The sequence below is a fragment of the Okeania sp. SIO2F4 genome (assembly GCF_010672385.1).
Classification (GTDB): domain Bacteria; phylum Cyanobacteriota; class Cyanobacteriia; order Cyanobacteriales; family Microcoleaceae; genus Trichodesmium.
The window spans coordinates 1-17,798 of sequence record NZ_JAAHGT010000084.1 but is presented as its reverse complement, the minus strand read 5'-3'; the positions used below and the strand labels follow the sequence as shown (position 1 = coordinate 17,798).

The window sequence follows — 17,798 nt, the reverse complement described above, 5'->3', positions numbered from 1 at the left end:
ATCTTTCTTAACATAAAACGTAGACAAAAAAGAGAAGTTATGTATAAGTCATTTGAAAGGCTTTTTTCTCAGAAAAGTGTATTGAATTAGACATAAAGAAGTGAGAAATGCACCCCAAGATTCTTACTCCCCCCTCTTCCCCCTCTTCCCCTCCACCGGAGGGGTTAGGGGTGGGTCCCCCTCTCCCCACCCTCCCACAAGGTTTTCAGGAGTTCCCGATCGGGGATAGTTTAAAAAGGGGGGGGTTAGGGGGAATCAAACTTAGCATTATATTTCGTATTTCATATTAGCTAATGTGCTTTTACAGTAACTTTTAATTCTTGCTCAATCTTTCAATTCTAATTTATCCAAGAAAGACAATAAATTAATAGCTTATAGTTGATGGCTAAATAGTTACTTAAAAATTTACCTAAATATTATTCAATATCAAGCAGAAAAATTTTACCTAAAATTCACCTACTACCTAATACCAGTTGGAAAAAAGAATACTACAAAAAGTACATTTAAATCGGATCTACTTAAAAAGAGCTTCTCCAATTCCTTTAAGAAGGGTATATATATCATTTTTACCTTTTTTTATTCAAAATTTATTCTAATTCTAACTTCGGTCTTCCAACTTCGGTCTGACCTACTCCCTTTGCATTCAACATTCCTACCATTTCTAACAAACATTTATTAAATTGCTATAACACCTACAAAAAAAATTAATCTCTCAAAATTTTATGAAATCAATTTTACCGACACCAACTAAAAAAAATCTGGCATTTTATTTAGAAGATATAGAAAATCCTATCGGTAAAACCATTAACTTGATTTTGCTATTTTTGATTTTACTTTCTTCCGCTATCTTTGTTGCTGAAACTTATCCTATTCCAGAGCAAATTTTTCTCAAATTAGAACTAATAGATGATGCTATTTTAGTGTGTTTTGCTATTGAATATTTGCTAAGATTTTGGTGCGCGGAGAAAAAAATAAAGTTCGTTTTTAGCTTTTTTTCTATTATTGATTTACTCGCAATTTTACCTATATTTCCCGGATTTTTAGAACTTAGTTTTATTCGACTTATCAGATGGTTCCGAATTCTTAGACTAATTCGATTTCTTAAGTTAAAAATTTATATCTTTCAGATTAGTACGGCAGATGGAGTGATTTTTGCCAGAATATTATTTACTTTATTTACGATTATTTTTATTTTTTCGGGCTTAATTTATCAAGTAGAACATCGTGTGAATCCTGAATCATTTAAAACTTTTTTAGATGCGGTATATTTTTCGGTTGTCACAATGACAACTGTGGGATTTGGCGATGTAATTCCCATTTCAGAAAAAGGTCGTTTATTAACTGTTTTGATGATATTAACAGGTATTAGTTTAATTCCTTCCCAACTTGGAGATTTAATTAAACAACTTATCAAAACAGCAAATAAGCAAGAAAAAGTCTGTAGTGATTGTGGTTTTTATTACCACGATATAGATGCTAAATTCTGTAAAATTTGTGGTACAGAATTACCGTTTTCTTAAGTAAGTATGGCGCTATGTGCAAGTTAAAAGTTAAAAGTTAAAAGTTAAAAGTAATCTCCGATCTCAAATTCGGTTGAATACTTATTATATAGTTGTGGGAGATGGGGAGATGGGGAGATTGAATATTGAATATTGAATATTGAATATTGAAGTAATTATAGAATTATCAACATATATTAGACCACTCCGGAAAAGAGGGAACAGGGAACACTTAACTGGGAACAGGGAGAAAGAATTGATAATTTTTGCGTATGGGATTGATTTTATTTTTGATTATCACGCCTATGTCTATTGTATAAGACCATTTCTCAAAAAGAATGCTATACTTATCCAAGACTTCAATGATTAAGTAATTAGTAAGATTCAAAAATTTTCACAGCGATTATTAGCAAGTTAGTGTGTATTATTCATATTTTTACTACTCTGTACGGAGGTTGCATGCAACGTCCCTACTCCCCTACTCCTCCGCTCAATAAAACATAGAAAATTTTTTGAGATTTGGTATAATCGAATTCTATATGAGTGAGTTTTCGATGCCCAAATACTCCTTCATTAATGGATAATTACCTGTAAGCATTCACTATTCAACTTATAGCAGTTTACAACTTGATAAACTACAAAATTATGGGGCAGTAGGGAGCAGGGAACAGGGAGCATCAGAACTGTGGATAGTGATTAATATTAAAAAATTAACCTCAGTTATAAAAAACGCTGTCAGTCAAAAATTGAGATGTAATTTTTATAGATGTTTTCATTAATATAGGCCACAACTATGATGTCTTTTAACTATGCAACTTTAGACATATTTATATGATTCCTGTAATCTACCTTTGTGAAATACTCTATAATTATTGAACTTGTTTAATAATTATTATTTGAACTAAATAAAACCTTTTTTTTGTGATTTTTTTAGAGTTTAATTTCCTCAAATTTAGGACTCTCTATCTATTAATTAAGTGTTTAAATTTATTGTGAAATTAGGTAAGCATTCAGCGGTCAGCTATCAGCTAAGTAGGTAAGTGAAAAAATTTACAAGTACGTCCGCAGCTACTGGAGCGGAGCGGAAGGAAGCAATCTCGAGAGTTTCAACTGCTTTAAGATTTCGTTACATAGTGACGTTTATTCGTACCTACCTACTTATTAGCTTCATTACCTTTAAAATAGGAAAAAGCAATTGAGAGGTTCCAAATAATTAAAAGTTACTGTAAAAGTCCATCAATTAACCTTAATAGTCTATCAAGCTACATTGTTCATTAAAAAGCTTGCTAATAGCTGAATGCTTACGAAATTATCCTTCTTGCTTCTTCCTTCCTTTAATTTAATCTACGCCTGATACTTTGCTTTAGACTTCGCAGTAATTTTTTTAATCTAGTTAAATTAACTTCCTTACTACCATAACGCCATTCAACATAAGCTTGAGAAATTTCTTCTACTATTTCTCCCTGTTCCCTGATTAGTGAGTTATATTCCTGAATAGCCTTAGTATACTCAAAAGGTGTCTGAAAACCACGTTTAACTAATCCTTTACTCGCCATCAAATTCAACATTTGTTGATAAATACTCTCCATCGGAGATAACCTTGCTAACCAACGACCGTAACGCCATTTTCGCCAAAATATATACAATAACCAACCCAAAAAACTTAAAGCAGTACCTAAAATTAAACCGCCAAATATACCTTGCCAACCTTGGGAAAATAAAGCAAAAAACCAAGCAATAATCCCCAATATCCAACGAAATATTCCACCTATAAATCTCTCTATAAAACCAGTTACAGGAGAAGGCAACCAACCAGCTACCCACTTCCAAAAAGTCATTAATGCAGTAAAAGTTTGATTTTTTTCAATTGAAGGAGGAGTTAATGGCATTCCCGGAATAGGATTAAAAGCAAACCATCCATAACCTGGAAAATATACTTCAGTCATCATATAAGCATCTGTATTTTTTACCACATATAAACCAGTAAAAGGATTAAATTCTCCAGGAGCATAACCGCCAACTAATCTAGCAGGAATTCCAATAGAACGTAACATTATTGTCAAAACAGTAGAAAAATGATCGCCATAACCACCTGTAATTTTTTCCCCTTCCGGACTATTTTGATAACCAAATAAAAATGCTGAGACTAAATCTTCACCTTCAGCTAAAAATGGCGGTGTTTTCTGAAGTTTATAATTTGGATTTTGCTTGAGTTCTTGAGCTAAATCAAGTGCTTTTTGGTAAGGAGAAGTAATAGGTTTACTTTCTTTTGCAACTTTACTTTTCCTGGCTAAAATTTCTTCAGTTTTTTGTCTTACTTTTTCCGCTATTTCTGGAGGAATTTGTAAATAATATTGATTAATACTTTCTGGATAATTCGTTCCAGCTTTACCTAAAATATCGGCACTTCTATAAGGAACATCCGAAATTACTGTGTAGGTTAAACCTTCTCGAAGTTCAAGAGGAGAACGTAAATTTCCATCAGGGTCAATTGCTATTTTTTCAGTAGGAAAATATAGTTCTCTAGCATTGTATAAAGCTGGAATTAAATTTGGTAACTGAGAAACTACTGTATAACTTTGAATAACTTCCTTCGTTTCATTTGCATAATTATTTCGACCCCATTTCACATCAAATTGATAAGACCAACGCGGACGATTTAAAGTAAAAGTATTATCATTCCGAGAAATTTCCCAACCTTCACCAGTATATTTATCAAAAGCCAAAACTCGCCAAAAACCCTCAGCTTGCGACCTAACTCGCATCACAACTTGAGGCTCTAACTGCCCGCGTAAATTTTGGTTTATCTTAGTATTAAACCCATAATAATAAGTAGTATCTAAAGTTCCCGGACCTGATTCTTGATTAGTTCCATTACCATTTCCAGAATCATCTCCATTTTCCCTACCTCGACCAATATAACCAGGATTTGTAATTGTCCGTCCGTCAAAATTTCCTACATCAAAATTAATCGGAGCGCTAACAGGAAAAGTTCGTAATTGATAACCAGGCAACCTAGGTAAAAAAGCAAAAATTGCCAGACCTAATCCAATAATTACTAATAATAATGTTGTTAATCTTTTAGGGGAAATAGCATTTAATAGAGATACTTTTTGTCGCTGCTTTTGCTTTAGAAGCTCCGATCTATTACCTGAAAATCTTGACTGTAAACCCAACCTAGAACGATAATCTAAAATAAGGCAAGGAATAGCAAGAACAATAAACAGCAATAATACAGGTCCGTAAGTTAAAGTTTGACTAATAGTACCTGCGACCCCTAACAAAATTAACCCTATAACCATCGAATAACCCAAATCTTTTCGCCTGGGTAGATCGAAACTATGCAAAACTTGAAGTTGAATCAATAATTCCGCCAATACCAGTCGCGTATCATTTAACTCACCAACTAACCTGCTTAAAAAAGCAGCCAAAGCTAATAACATTCCTATAGCCAAACAAAACTTAGCTGGTACATTCCTTTTGTAGCGATTGTACCAACTCCAAATTGCTCCTATAATACTTAATGGTGCAGCCCAAAAAGTTAAAGGCAGTTCATCTGTTGCCACCCCAGCAGCCACGTCAACTGCTATAATGCCTACTATTACCAATGCCTGTACCATGACTCGTAATAGAATAGAATCTTCAGGAAGAGGTTTAGGCGCTGCTTCTATTTGTCTCAACAGAGGTCCTAATATAGGTAGATTTCGCACTTCCCAGGCAGAAGAAGAATTAGGCATAATATTATTATTGGTAGATGCTTAATAATTAATAATTAATAATTAATAATTAATAATTGATAATTAGGGAAAGCTTTCCACAAAGCAATCTTTGGTCATGCTCCGCATTCATGTCGGATCTGGCAGTTGTTAGCGCTTGCTCCGCATTCTACAGGAAAGCTTTGCGCTAGCAAAACGGTTTTCATGTCGCGCAGCGAAACCAAAATAATTATCCATTATCCATTGTTCATTATCAATTGTTAAGGAGGTAATTATCCATTATTCATTATCAATTAATGAAAAGCATAGGCACGCTATTTAGAATTATGAATTTAGAATTCAGGATTTAGAGTTTGGTTGAAGACAAACAGCAAAATTTAAAGGTTCTTCCCCATTTAACAAATTAATAGTGAGCTGCAATTTTTGGTCAGGTTTTGGAGCAAATAACTCTACCCATAGAATACCTGCATCGGAACGTTGAGCAGTTGTTTGGTAGCTCTCTCCACCTTGCAGTTTTAGACTTCCTGCTGCTGGAAGTTGACCCTTAATTCTCAAACAAGCACAAGACCTATCTTTAGGAATAGAATATTCAGCCTCAATATTAATCCAGCCCACAGCAGTTTCCCATTGTCTTCTTTCCACTGCCTGGTTCAAATGGCAGGTTAAAGTCAAAGATGATAAAATTTCCTCAGCAGCCAACAAAGACAACAACATTTGTTGATTAGGAGTTGCACTATTATAAGTGGTGACTTGACCCGGCAATACTCCACGGGGCGGACCTGCCAGCACTAAACCAGCTAGGTTATTTAGGGATTGAGATTGGCCAGGGAATAAATTATCTACAGCTTTAACCAATCTACTACCAGGTAGTAAATTGGATTGCACTATCTCTTGGCAAGACTGTAAGATTTGAGCAAATACACTATCTGTTAGGGGTATAGATAGGTTTCCCCACCTGATATTTTTCATCTGTGATGCCCACAGACGAATTGGGGGAACCAAATCTGGAACTTCAACGTCTGGATAGTCAGTATTGTATCCCGATTCTTCCCAAGGAAATATTGGTGGTTTAGCTTCAATCTTGGCTTTTAGGCGTTTTTGTAACAATGACTCGAAACGATTATACACAGTTGGTACTTCTCCCAGTGTCATTGGTGGACTTTCGTTGTCGTAGGGAAAGTCAATTTCTTCGGAATCTAGTGGATCGAATTCTTCCCACTCTTCTTGTCCCCTGATTTCTGCTTCCATATCCTTAATAGGCTTTTGATTTTCCCCTACCTCTAATATTTCTTCAGAACTTGGCTTTGATAGTAGCCAATCAAAGAAATTTTTCTCGAAAGTTTCCACCTGTTTATTCGTTTCGTTATTCATCACTTGATGCCCCTGCTCCGGAACCTGAACGATTTCGTAATTCCCAGGCAAGTTCTAGTAATTTATACCACTTCTTTTTAACCTGGTTGACTTTACGACCTAAAGTTTTAGCGATCGCTTCATCAGAAAGACCTTCTTGCTTTAACTTTAGCAAATTCTTTTGTTCTGGATCAATTTGCTCATGCAAAGCTTCCCATTCTCTAGGAGTTAAACCTAAATTTTGCTCTAAGTCTGCTTCTAACCATTGATGAACTAGTTCCCACCGATGTCCCATGGCAAATTTCAGCAAATGGTACTTAAAACGCTGCTGTAAATAATCCCTTTCTCGGGGAGTTAGACCCAAAATAGATTCTATTTCTCCAGTCGATAAATCTTGTAAACGCAATGCAAAGTAATTTGCACAGTCTTGTTGTTGACGTTCCTCTAGATAAGCCATTAGTTCTTCAATCACAACCTGACGTAGAGAACCAATATCATTACCAGGGTCTTGGGCAACCATTGCTTCTCGCACTTGCTGGACAGATCCATCATTCCAAGTCTTATCTGAGTCAGTAGTTGTGCCCTCTGCTGCTTGGTCAATATCTACAGATGTTTCCTTTGGTTGTTGTTGGGAAAATGTTTGTGCCCGTAGAATAATCAATTGTTGACTACGACCACCAGACAAAGGTATACGTCTTTTGCCATAACGTTCTGTAAAGGCCATATACTCTGCCAGTTCTAACAAAGTACGAGGACTATAAGTTGCTGGAAGTTCGGCTTCCCGCCGAAAAGCATTTAAAGTCTCCAGGTAAAATTGTTGTAAAAAATCTTCTATCAGATTCAATCTGGCCTGATAACTTGATTGTATTTGTGGAGGAGTTATATATCTATAAACAATAGCACTAAGGGTGCTATGTAATTCTACTCTTCCTTCTTGAGAACGAAGCTGGTAATAATGTATACATCGCTTGAGACGATGTATAGCTAAATTTTTAGCCCATTTACCTACTTCTCCCGAAGCTTGAATTCTTTTACTTTCTGTGCAAATCCTTTCTACTTCTTGTCTAATACGCTCTGCTACTTCTAGGCAATTTTGCCTTGACGCACGAGTAGACTGCTGAAATTCATCTAGGAGTAGCTTTAATATTTCTTCGCCAACTTGGCAGATTTCCCCCATCATTGTATTAATAATTAACTACTAAGCCGTTCACGAGCTTCCAGTTCGCACTGGTAAACTTTATAAATCATCACAAATACACCCAACTTTTTAGATAATTTCTGAAAATATGAAAAACATTAAATTATGGACTTAGAACAACAAATCCAAACACTTATTAAAAACGCACCCGAAGATGGTAATACACCAAAAATTGTTGAAGCAATTACACCTGCTTTAAAACTTTTAGCTCAACAACTCAAACATTTGCAATACTATATTTTACAAACTTACACGCAAAATTGGGTTTTGACTACTTTAGGTCATCGCAGTCAATCTGAACTAGAAAAACGTGTTATTTATGCTTTTCCTACACTAAAAGATGCCTCATCATCTATTTCTGAAGATAATGTCGTGGCGACACCTATGCCAGTTATTCATATACTTTTCCAAATGATAGCAATTCAACCTTTAGATAGCCTTGTATTCTTTGAAAAACCAGGCGATCTGACAAAAGCTACAGAGGTTAAAAGAGAGGATGTCCAAAAACTGATAAGTATATATCTCAGACAGTATCAGGCATCCTCTAGTTCCAACTCTAGCAAAATTCCTCCGGATATTGCTTAAGATGTTGAGAACTTATCAAAGTCGGGATTTTATATTATTAAAAATTCAACTATCTCAAACAAATATAGCGATAGTTAAATTGGTTATAAACATTTAAACCAGACTCAAAATACAGGCTAGTTACTATCAAAATAGATATTATTTGTTAGTTATATACCAATCAATAGTATCTTTTGATTTTTCACCGTACTGTATGGTATTCATTCATTTTTACTCAACTAATTATTGGAAAATACATTAAGCTAATACAGCCTACTTAAAACATAGTCAGTAAGATTAATTAAAGATATACGAGAATCACAATCTGGCAAAGAGTCTAAATGTTTAACAGCCATCTTCGCGTGTTTAGCGGCCAACTCTTGAGACCTTTTAATACCGTCGCTATCTTTAATCAATTGGATGGCTTCTTCTAAATCGCCATCTTGAGCTAACTCTCTTTCGAGTAGTTTTTCTAAGCCTGGCTTTTCTTCAACAGCATACAATGTAGGTGCTGTCAAGTGGCCACTTTTTAGATCTGAACAAGCTGGTTTTCCTAGAGATTCTGTGGCGCTAGTAAAGTCTAGTATGTCGTCCACTATTTGGAATGCTAAACCTAGATATTTACCATAGTAGTACATATCTTGGGCTAGTTCTGGCGAGACACCACTAATAATGGCTGCAGCTTTAGAGCTATTAGCAATTAGAGAAGCTGTCTTATAGTAGCTTTTTTCTAAATAAGCTTCTATGGATAGATCTGTATCAAATCTATGTAGTCCTTGCTGAATTTCTCCTTCCGCAAGATCCATAATTACTTCTGAAAGAAGTTTTACAACTTCTAGATTATCTAGATTGGCCAAGTACCAAGATGATTGAGCAAATAGGAAATCTCCAGCTAGTACCGCAACACGATTGGTAAATAAACTGTGAACGGTAGGGACGCCTCGACGAACTTCTGATTCGTCTACTATATCATCGTGAACTAAGCTAGCAGTGTGGATCATTTCTGTGATTTCTGCTAAACGACGATGTTTAGAAGTAATTTCCCGATTTGGCATGGTAGTCCGTGAAATTAATAGGACAATAGCTGGTCTGACCCGCTTTCCCTTGACACGGAATAGGTGTTCTGCCGCCGCGTACAGTATGGGGTGACGGGCACCTACCAATTGTTTTAAGTTATTTGTCAGCAGTTGTAGGTCTGCTTCTACTGGAGAGAATAGGAGAGTGGAAGTGGTCATGGATTAGCCAATAAAGCTACAAGTTAACAAAATTTTACAAATTATATTCTTATTCTAAGCTAACCATCCTTGATATAGGAAAGTTAGAAATCTTGACAAACAAAATTATTTTTTAAAAAAATAGGCAAAAATATAAATCAATGCCAGTATTGTCAGTAAATTGTATCTAATTGTTAAGCAACCAGGCAAAGGCTCTATACAACTAGGATTAATTGTGTTAGCATAATATTATTAAATTTAGTAGGTGTAATAATTCAAGATAGATAAAGAGATACTGATTGAATCTTGAATTAGAAGAGTCAATAACTGCTTAAGTCTTCAATAGTGAAAATTTAGCAATTATTGGGACGAGCATTTAAGAACCTAAAAAATGTAATACATACAATTTAGTTATCGCGCTTATTTGATCGAGATGTGGCTGAAGGCTTTTGTCATTTAGATTGTATGAACCAGCTATTAGGTGTATGACGATCGCAAGATAAGTTAAAAACTGCATAGTATGAGCGAGATATATTTGCAGATCACTAAATTGCAGAATTAGAGTTAACTTGCCTTCCCAAAGCCTAGAGATTATTAGCTAAAAAAAACTTACTTCTAGGCTGATATATTAGATTAACATCTAATCAACACAAGGAAGATAGTTGCTATAAATCACTATTAAATTGATAGTATTTAATCATCAATTTATCTTAAAATACCTAATTTTTTAAGTATTTTTTCCGGCAAAAAGGTAATATTTATTCACTTAAAATCTGCCTATTTCAGGGTGATGATTACGACAATGCTTTGGCTTTAAAATAGTAGTCATTGTTATCAGCAGTAGTCGGTAATTACTGATAGCTTAAAGTCAAACCTAAATTCTCCAAATATCGATTCAGAGAATACCCAAGTAGAGGGGAACTCAGCAAAAGTTTATATATTTGAACTTGCAGAAATTAAAATATCTACAAACGCATTTGAATTTAATGCCAAACTCTATAAAGATGAGAGTTGAAAAATTTATCAATAAATTTATTTGGCTCTAAAAATCAAACCGAAATAACTTTTGTATTTAGAATTAATTTAATTAAAATTAATATCTAATACAAGTTATTTTAGTTACTGATTAATTCCTGAAAACCCTCCTCACAATTTGGTCAAACTATGAACTACAGTCAGATTCCTGTTATTATTCCCATTCTAGCAACTGCTTATGTCTTTACCGTCTATTTGCTCTTAGCATTAGCTCAACGAGGCGCAAAAATCACAAGAAATAAAAATTGGCAACAAGGTGTTGCCGACTCCAGCACTAATTTACATTAGTAAAGCACAGCAGATATAGCAATTCTTAGATGTGAGTGAGGTACGAAAGTTATAGGTATTAGGGAATACCCTAACACAAAATAATAAAAATCAATGTGCCTCACTAACTTGAGAAACCCTATCTTCTTATAGATATATTTTAATAAATTTGATCGACTTATCTACTATAATCAGATCAAAAAAAGAAGGGAGAATAATTAATTTGCCAGAATTTTTTTCTGATACTTCTGGGATTTAATTTGTTGCTATGATTGGTAGAAAATTAAATGTCGCAAATTAGGCAATTTAGCAGATTATGTTCTAGATAGAAATAGGTTTGTCTAGAATAGCTGGCAAAGAAATTGCTTGTACAACTGGTCTATAACCTAACCACTGTAATGATAAATCAGCAAATTTTTGAGGAGAAGCAGTAACTACAAATTTTGTTGGTTTTGGTGTCTTATAGTTTTGCAAATTTAGAATTTCTAACTCTCTAGAAGCGACTTCAACTAGATAAACTGCAGGGTCTACAAAATTCACAGATGTAGGTAATAATAACCGTAATATTGGTTCTAAATAAGGATAGTGAGTGCAACCATAAACTAATGTGTCAATTTGTTGTTGTATTAAAGGTGTTAAATATTCTTGTGCTATCTGATATGTGTAGGGGTCATGTAGCTGATTTTGTTCTATTAATGGTACGAAATAGGGACAACCAACTTGCCAAACTTGAACAGAAGAATCTGCTTCTAAAATAGCATAACGATATGCATTACTAGTAGCAGTTGCAGGGGTAGCAATAACACCTATTCTTTTTCCTTGTTGGACTGCAGCATTAGCTCCAGGTACAATCAATCCTAAAATAGGAATATCAAATTTCGATTTGACTTTTTCCAAAGCCAAAGCTGAACTGGTATTACAAGCCATTAATACCATTTTCACTCCACTTTTGACTAGCCATCCTATAATTTCATCTACAAAGTGTAAAATTTCTTCGCTAGTTCTTGTACCATAAGGTAATCTTGCTGTATCACCAAAGTAAAGAATAGATTCGTTCGGTAACTGTCTATATAGCTCTCTTAAAACAGTTAAACCCCCTATCCCACTGTCAAAAATTCCTATTCTTTTTTGTCTAGTTTCAGTAGTCATTATTTGAGTGTTCACATAAATCAACCATAATTCAATTCCTCAGTTTAAAATATCTTTTGTACTAAATTTAATTAAATTCAGAAGATATTTTTAGATCGGGAAAAATGCCATTATATTATTTATTGATGAAGTTAAGCTGAAAAAATAGGATAGGGAGTAGATCTTTAATTTAGGGTTATGTAGCTAACTTTTTGAGTGGTTGAGGAACATCAAATTTTGTACCATTACTCAGGGTTGCAAAAGTTGAAATACCTAAATATATTCCAATGGGATTATCAAATTTTGGTAGATGTTCTGAAAAAGTTTCTACAACAAAACTAGCAAAGTAACGACTGGCAATATCCTTGATTATGGTGACAGAAGTAGGATAACTAGCTAATTGCCTTAACCAAATTATCCGAATTTTTCCAACTTTTGATAGATAGATTTTATCTTGACCAATTTTTTAATTAGCTCCAACAAATCTTGCAGTTTGCTTTGATTTTCTAATGCATGAATTTAGGAGGTTTAATTTTAATACCTTTGCTTTTTCCAGTACAACTATTAAAAAAGTTTTTGTAGGGGCGAATGGCCATTCGCCCCTACGGTCTAAATCTTTAAGAGATTGTTGTAACGGAGTAGAAGTTACGTCTTTCAACCAAATTAATTTTTTCTTGGCTTGAATTATAAATTGCTTAGTTAAATCAGTATATGAAGGTTTCGCGCGTACCATCAACATACAACTGATTACAATTAACTAATGACTGATTCCAAACGTATCTACAATAGCCAAATAGTTGATTTAATTTAGTTATTTGAACCTGGTTAGGATATATCCTAGTACTTACATCTAGCTTTCAATTTTTTCTGCCTATTACTAATACCAAAGCAATATTATTATAGTATTAGTTGGCATTAATCGCGACATCAAATCAAAGATTATGATGCGGGTCTCCTGCCAACATTTAAATAAATTAACACTATACCATATATAGCAATTTGAAAAGATTGCTGTACTGCAAAGGCTTTAATCTTCCATTTAAGAGTTTTACACTACAGTTCACAAATCAAATCTAATTGCTATATATACAGTATTTTCCCTTCTTGAATATTATTGCTTATTTCAGCCTAATGTGAGAAACTCGGACTAACCAACAAACTCTAATCTAGCTGGTTTTTCTTTTGGTGCTTCTGTACCCTTGAGATAGGCTAATACTGTATCTGCATCAGATACCTCAAATGGGTCATCACCATAGTTGTCACTAAAACCTTCTTCAATAAACATCTTTTCAATTTTGCAGTCATTGACAACCATTGCATAGCGCCAAGAGCGCATACCAAAACCGATATTAGACTTATCTACTAACATTCCCATTTTACGAGAGAACTCTCCATTACCATCTGGTAGTAGGAATACATTTTTAGAACCTTGCTGTTTACCCCATTGGAACATTACAAAAGCATCGTTTACTGACAGACAGATAATTTCATCTATTCCTTGTGCTTTGAACTCATCATATAGTTCTTCATAGCGTGGCAGGTGAGTAGATGAGCAGGTTGGTGTAAAAGCACCAGGTAAGGCAAATAATACTACACGCTTACCACCAAATATTTCTTGGGTGGTTTTGTCTTGCCAGCGAAAAGGGTTTGGCCCTCCAACAGACTCATCACGAACACGGGTTTTAAATACTACATTAGGAACTTGCTCAATAGCCATACTTACCTCTGGATGATTTAGTAAATTAGAAATTCAATTTGTATCAGCTTTTACTGATGTAAATAAGAATAATTCTGATTTAAGAATATGTCAATGGTATTAAAGAAAAAATTTTATTTTTGAGGTCTTCTTGTGAAAGTGTTCTCAAATCAGGTATTATAATTTATTTGGGTAGTGTTGAATTAAGTAAGGATAACTATATAGGCAACAGGAAATGCTTAACTGGTAATGGACAACATCTCTCTTTTGACACTGTTATAGTATTGATTGATGGATTTCAACGATCTGCTATTACAGGGTGTATAGAATTGCTTGGGGTTTGTAGACGCATCGGGTTGCTGAAGGCTATCCCTATTCACTTTTTCCTTCTACCTTCTTCAGATAATTTCTCTTAACTTATTTGAGAAATGCTGTTTATAACAAGTTGAGTTATTTCTTACTATAAATCATCAGTTACTCAAAAGCATTGGGGAGTGATAAAGCTGATTTATCTTCAGAAGTTTGAGTAAGTTCAACATTAAGGAAAAAACAATTTTATTGTTCTGTGTAATAAAATAAATAACTAAATATATTGAATATCTCAAGCACGGGATTTTTGATAATTTTCTTCATACTAATAGCTAATTTATCAAGGTAATATAAATAAAGTCTGATGTTGTCATGACTAAGCGGTGATGAAACAAATTAATTTCCTAGAGAAGGTATTTTGTCAGTCTCAGGCAAACCCTTCGCTCAAGTTAGTAATCTCACATTTTTTGTGAGAAATGCTAATCATCGGGTAGATTCAATAATTAATAATTAACAATTAATAATTAGGGTTTGTGTATGGAAAGTCTTTTTGATAGGGTAGGGAGTAGGGAGTAGTTAAGAGTTAGGATTTACGGGAGTTGTAGAAGAGGTGGTCATTCATAATTGCTCTTTAGTTTTTCTGTCATAAATTACCCCGTTTAGGCTCACTTTTTCCGCTCCATCAACTGAAAAGCTGGTACTTTTTCAGTACCTAAAATTCTTCAAACCTTTATTGAATAGTGCTTTGATATTTAATCAGCCACCCCTAATTAATAATTACCTCTTCTTAAAACAGATAGGATTGATTAAAAGAAAAATTTTTTCTTCTCTTGGTCGATTTGAGACGAGGGAGGAAACTTTGCCATCCCATCCTAGGTCAAGCTTCGCTTTTCATATCGGCGACAGCCGAAACGACCCCTTTTTCTCCCATATAGGAGAGGCTTTAAACCTTAGTTTTTCGGGAAAATAATTGCTTTGGAAGACTATATGTTGTTTATTTTACCAGAAGTTACTAACTTGATATCCTAAATTATTCAGCATAACTCTTAACAATGGTAGACTTAAACCAATCACATTAGTATGACAACCTTCTATCTTTTCAATAAATAAACCACCTTTGCCTTCTATAGCAAAACAACCAGCACATTTTAAAGGTTCTCCAGTAGAAACATAAGCTTCTATTTCTTGGTCATTAACAGGAGCAAAATGAACTTTGGTCATTCGACAAAGTACGATAGTTTTATTTTTAGCTAAATCAATTAAAGCATGACCTGTGTATAATTCTCCAACTTGACCACGCATTTTTTGCCAGCGAGCGATCGCTTCTTTAGTATTAGCAGGTTTACCATAAATTTCGTCTTCAATAACTAATACTGAATCACATCCTAAAATTAAATTTGATTGTGTTTCAGATAAGTTTTTTTTGATTAGAGACTTAGCTATTGTTTCTGCTTTAGCTTGGGCTAATGTTTCTACTAATTTTCTAGGTTCTGTTAATTTAACTGTTGATTCATCGAAGTTACTAGGCATAACTATAGGGTTAATACCAACAGTTTCTAATAAGCGAAGTCTTGCTGATGAAGATGAAGCTAATATGAAGGTCGGAATTTCCATATTTTTAAGCACATAAGCATAAAATATTCAAGAAAAATTTGATAATTTGTCAGGACTATAGCTTATATATCTAATGATATCTAATGATATTTTCAATCTTTAAATTTCCTAGTCCTGACTAAGATAAAGTCTTCTTACTAAGAGACTGTTTGTCAAAAAAGTATTAAGAGATTTGTGGAGCAAGTAAATCTTCAAACTAGAAAGAATAAGGTTAGAGATGGAAATCAGTCTACAGGTGCGGGGGTATGGGTCATATTCCTAGAGTTATGGTGAATTTATTTGTGATAAAAATTATGTCTTCACCTATTCCCTATTCCCTATTCCCTATTCCCTATTCCCTATTCCCTATTCCCTATCTTCTTTTTGATATTTCCTGATACATTCAATCTCTAAGGGTATAGCAGAAAATAAATTATCCCAATTTTTGTACTCCCTAAATGTACTATATCCTTACTGGTTACTCCCTACTCCCTTACTTTTTCAATTTCTTCCCTACTCCCTACTCCCTACTCCCTACTCCCTTATTTTTATAGCTAATTAATTTTTTATTTGGAAGTCCCTAATATACAGAGAAAGAGTTAATAACTTGCTGAAACTTATCATGCACTTTTTGCCAGCGTGCTTCAGTCGTAGAAATATTAATCGTAAAAAGCTGACCTCGACTAACTGCCACACTTGCTAAATTATGACGCTTTCTCCCATCAGCAAGTTTAACCGCATACTCCAATTGATAATATGTTTTAGTCTTATACTCTCGTGCTTTCGCATTGACTAATTCTGCTTCTCGACCTGAGTCTTTTGGTGCAATGGCATTTTTACTAAGTTTATATCCTACTTCAGTAGGAGTACCCAAGTCAGTCAAAGTATTTTCTTGAGCCACGGGACTAATAACTACGCTAACATTCTCGGTAGCCTCAACTAAGTCATGGAATACTACATCCGGGCCATCAGAAACTTTTACTTGGAGCCAACCATTAGGATAAAGGAACTCATAACCATCGGTCGTATCTACAAAACTTTGAAGTCCACCGCCAACAGAAACACAACCGGTTAATGTGAGAGCGATCGCTACTAAAAATAAGGCCAGAATTTTTTTTAACATTTTCTCTAAATCTAGACTCTAAATAACTGGAGTTGGATTGAGTTTACTCTTTAGTCCAAATACTCCCGTGAATTTATTGTCTCATTAAATCTTCATTAATTTAACTACTTTGCTCAATTTAATTAATTTCAACAATATATTGTTGTCAACAAAGAACTAAAATTATTCATTCTTAAGGTTTTATTTTGTACCGATTGTTTTTTTATAGGATACAAAATTCTGTGTTTATCTGGAGATATTTATTTGATTCTATATAGCATTTTTGACAAAGGTAGACTATGTGAATAATAGTGATTATGCGATGTTTTTAAGATGTAAAAAAAACTGATTTTTTTGGGTTTATTTTAATTGAGAAAAAATTTTTTATCGATGAAAAATTAATTGCTGCGTGAGTTCTTTTATGATTTTTTTGACTATAGCAGTATGAAATGATTCGTGAAAAATATGAGATTATCAAAAAGTGGTTGTTTGGTTGGCGATGTAACTGCTTCTAGGTTCAGCTTTTCATGTCGCGCAGCGAAAACCGTCAAAATTTTTTTTGGTAAAGTTATGAATTTTTGAAAAAATAGTACAGAGTCAACTTTTCTAGAGCTACAACAATTTATTAAAAGTAATCCGGAGCCAAGAGAATTGAAAAGAGCATTGGTGATACAAATGCTAATCCTTGGTTTTAAGCCTCGACAAATGCAAAATATTTTAGAAATTTCTGCTGCAATGGTCAGTCAATTTAAAGCTAACTATGCCATGGCAGATATTAAAGGACTAAAACTCAAATATAAAGCCTCAAATCGATATCTATCTGGGAACAAATGAGAAGAAGTTATTGAATGGTTAAAAAGCGAAAAAGAAGTAAAATTATAAAAATTAGATAGCCAGATAGAGTCAAAATATGCAGTTAAATTTCGTTATTTAAAAAGTTACTATAATCTTGGAAAATCAGGGATAATGAGTTGAAAAAAGCAAAAAAAAAGAATCTCAAACGAGATGGTAAACTTGCACCAAATCAACATAAATAAATCTGTCATTTATGAGCAGAAGGTCGAGAATAAATAGAAACTGGAAAGCTGAGTATATATTTGATTGATGAATGTTATTTACTGTGGGGA

At 34.0% G+C, this 17,798-nt stretch carries 14 protein-coding genes; 4 read left to right on the top strand and 10 right to left on the bottom strand.

What is annotated here, in order from left to right:
- Nucleotides 1-722 precede the first annotated feature (722 nt).
- On the top strand, nt 723-1,520 hold the full coding sequence (locus tag F6K22_RS08230; RefSeq protein ID WP_293095675.1) for an ion transporter: 798 nt from the start codon (nt 723-725) through the stop codon (nt 1,518-1,520).
- A 1,313-nt stretch (nt 1,521-2,833) separates the two neighbouring features.
- Here F6K22_RS08230 and F6K22_RS08225 read toward each other — a convergent pair.
- The 3 genes from F6K22_RS08225 to hetZ form a co-directional block, all read right to left on the bottom strand.
- Entirely contained in the window at nt 2,834-5,236 is a 2,403-nt protein-coding gene (locus tag F6K22_RS08225) for a transglutaminase TgpA family protein (protein ID WP_293095674.1), read from the bottom strand.
- Nucleotides 5,237-5,554: 318 nt separating this feature from the next.
- Nucleotides 5,555-6,586 carry a hypothetical protein gene (locus F6K22_RS08220; protein ID WP_293095673.1) on the bottom strand — a complete coding sequence of 344 codons (1,032 nt, stop codon included), beginning with the start codon at nt 6,584-6,586 and terminating at the stop codon, nt 5,555-5,557.
- Nucleotides 6,579-7,742: a heterocyst differentiation protein HetZ gene (gene hetZ / locus F6K22_RS08215; protein ID WP_293095677.1), complete on the bottom strand. Its 1,164-nt coding sequence runs from the start codon at nt 7,740-7,742 to the stop codon at nt 6,579-6,581. Before hetZ ends, F6K22_RS08220 begins: the two co-directional genes overlap by 8 nt.
- Nucleotides 7,743-7,868: 126 nt before the next feature.
- Between hetZ and F6K22_RS08210 the strand changes: the two genes are divergently transcribed.
- Entirely contained in the window at nt 7,869-8,348 is a 480-nt protein-coding gene (locus F6K22_RS08210) for a hypothetical protein (RefSeq protein ID WP_293095672.1), read from the top strand.
- Nucleotides 8,349-8,590: 242 nt separating this feature from the next.
- Here the strand turns inward: F6K22_RS08210 and sds are convergent, their stop codons facing one another.
- Nucleotides 8,591-9,562 (bottom strand): solanesyl diphosphate synthase, encoded by a 972-nt coding sequence (gene sds / locus F6K22_RS08205; protein WP_293095670.1) that lies wholly within the window; start codon nt 9,560-9,562, stop codon nt 8,591-8,593.
- A gap of 1,143 nt (nt 9,563-10,705) precedes the next feature.
- Between sds and F6K22_RS08200 the strand changes: the two genes are divergently transcribed.
- The gene (locus F6K22_RS08200) at nt 10,706-10,864 is read left to right on the top strand and encodes a hypothetical protein (RefSeq protein ID WP_293095668.1); all 159 of its coding nucleotides are present in this window, start codon (nt 10,706-10,708) and stop codon (nt 10,862-10,864) included.
- Nucleotides 10,865-11,164: 300 nt separating this feature from the next.
- Here the strand turns inward: F6K22_RS08200 and murI are convergent, their stop codons facing one another.
- The 6 genes from murI to psbP form a co-directional block, all read right to left on the bottom strand.
- A complete protein-coding gene (murI, locus tag F6K22_RS08195) occupies nt 11,165-11,992 on the bottom strand; it encodes a glutamate racemase (protein ID WP_293095666.1) in 828 nt (275 codons plus the stop codon).
- Nucleotides 11,993-12,437: 445 nt separating this feature from the next.
- Complete coding sequence (locus tag F6K22_RS08190; RefSeq protein ID WP_293095664.1) at nt 12,438-12,710, bottom strand: hypothetical protein; 273 nt, start codon at nt 12,708-12,710, stop codon at nt 12,438-12,440.
- Nucleotides 12,676-12,786, bottom strand: coding sequence for a helix-turn-helix domain-containing protein (locus F6K22_RS41825; RefSeq protein WP_363273097.1), 111 nt, complete (start codon nt 12,784-12,786; stop codon nt 12,676-12,678). The genes F6K22_RS08190 and F6K22_RS41825 overlap by 35 nt, the downstream gene beginning before the upstream one ends.
- A 332-nt stretch (nt 12,787-13,118) precedes the next feature.
- Nucleotides 13,119-13,688 (bottom strand): peroxiredoxin, encoded by a 570-nt coding sequence (locus F6K22_RS08185; protein ID WP_293095663.1) that lies wholly within the window; start codon nt 13,686-13,688, stop codon nt 13,119-13,121.
- A 1,287-nt stretch (nt 13,689-14,975) separates the two neighbouring features.
- Nucleotides 14,976-15,590, bottom strand: coding sequence for a nucleoside triphosphate pyrophosphatase (locus F6K22_RS08180; RefSeq protein ID WP_293095661.1), 615 nt, complete (start codon nt 15,588-15,590; stop codon nt 14,976-14,978).
- A 559-nt stretch (nt 15,591-16,149) separates the two neighbouring features.
- Nucleotides 16,150-16,692, bottom strand: coding sequence for a photosystem II reaction center PsbP (gene psbP / locus F6K22_RS08175; protein WP_293095659.1), 543 nt, complete (start codon nt 16,690-16,692; stop codon nt 16,150-16,152).
- 654 nt (nt 16,693-17,346) lie between these two features.
- On the opposite strand from psbP, the gene F6K22_RS08170 reads away from it, so the two are divergent.
- Nucleotides 17,347-17,505: a hypothetical protein gene (locus F6K22_RS08170; RefSeq protein WP_293095656.1), complete on the top strand. Its 159-nt coding sequence runs from the start codon at nt 17,347-17,349 to the stop codon at nt 17,503-17,505.
- Nucleotides 17,506-17,798: the final 293 nt, after the last annotated feature.

What these genes read in the sequence shown, in the direction of transcription:
- psbP (WP_293095659.1), bottom strand. Translation starts at nt 16,692, where the DNA reads ATGTTAAAAAAAATTCTGGCCTTATTTTTAGTAGCGATCGCTCTCACA.
- F6K22_RS08220 (WP_293095673.1), bottom strand. Translation starts at nt 6,586, where the DNA reads ATGAATAACGAAACGAATAAACAGGTGGAAACTTTCGAGAAAAATTTC.
- F6K22_RS08210 (WP_293095672.1), top strand. Translation starts at nt 7,869, where the DNA reads ATGGACTTAGAACAACAAATCCAAACACTTATTAAAAACGCACCCGAA.
- F6K22_RS08230 (WP_293095675.1), top strand. Translation starts at nt 723, where the DNA reads ATGAAATCAATTTTACCGACACCAACTAAAAAAAATCTGGCATTTTAT.
- F6K22_RS08185 (WP_293095663.1), bottom strand. Translation starts at nt 13,688, where the DNA reads ATGGCTATTGAGCAAGTTCCTAATGTAGTATTTAAAACCCGTGTTCGT.
- F6K22_RS08200 (WP_293095668.1), top strand. Translation starts at nt 10,706, where the DNA reads ATGAACTACAGTCAGATTCCTGTTATTATTCCCATTCTAGCAACTGCT.
- F6K22_RS08170 (WP_293095656.1), top strand. Translation starts at nt 17,347, where the DNA reads ATGCTAATCCTTGGTTTTAAGCCTCGACAAATGCAAAATATTTTAGAA.
- murI (WP_293095666.1), bottom strand. Translation starts at nt 11,992, where the DNA reads ATGACTACTGAAACTAGACAAAAAAGAATAGGAATTTTTGACAGTGGG.
- sds (WP_293095670.1), bottom strand. Translation starts at nt 9,562, where the DNA reads ATGACCACTTCCACTCTCCTATTCTCTCCAGTAGAAGCAGACCTACAA.
- F6K22_RS08225 (WP_293095674.1), bottom strand. Translation starts at nt 5,236, where the DNA reads ATGCCTAATTCTTCTTCTGCCTGGGAAGTGCGAAATCTACCTATATTA.
- F6K22_RS08180 (WP_293095661.1), bottom strand. Translation starts at nt 15,590, where the DNA reads ATGGAAATTCCGACCTTCATATTAGCTTCATCTTCATCAGCAAGACTT.
- F6K22_RS08190 (WP_293095664.1), bottom strand. Translation starts at nt 12,710, where the DNA reads ATGTTGATGGTACGCGCGAAACCTTCATATACTGATTTAACTAAGCAA.
- hetZ (WP_293095677.1), bottom strand. Translation starts at nt 7,742, where the DNA reads ATGGGGGAAATCTGCCAAGTTGGCGAAGAAATATTAAAGCTACTCCTA.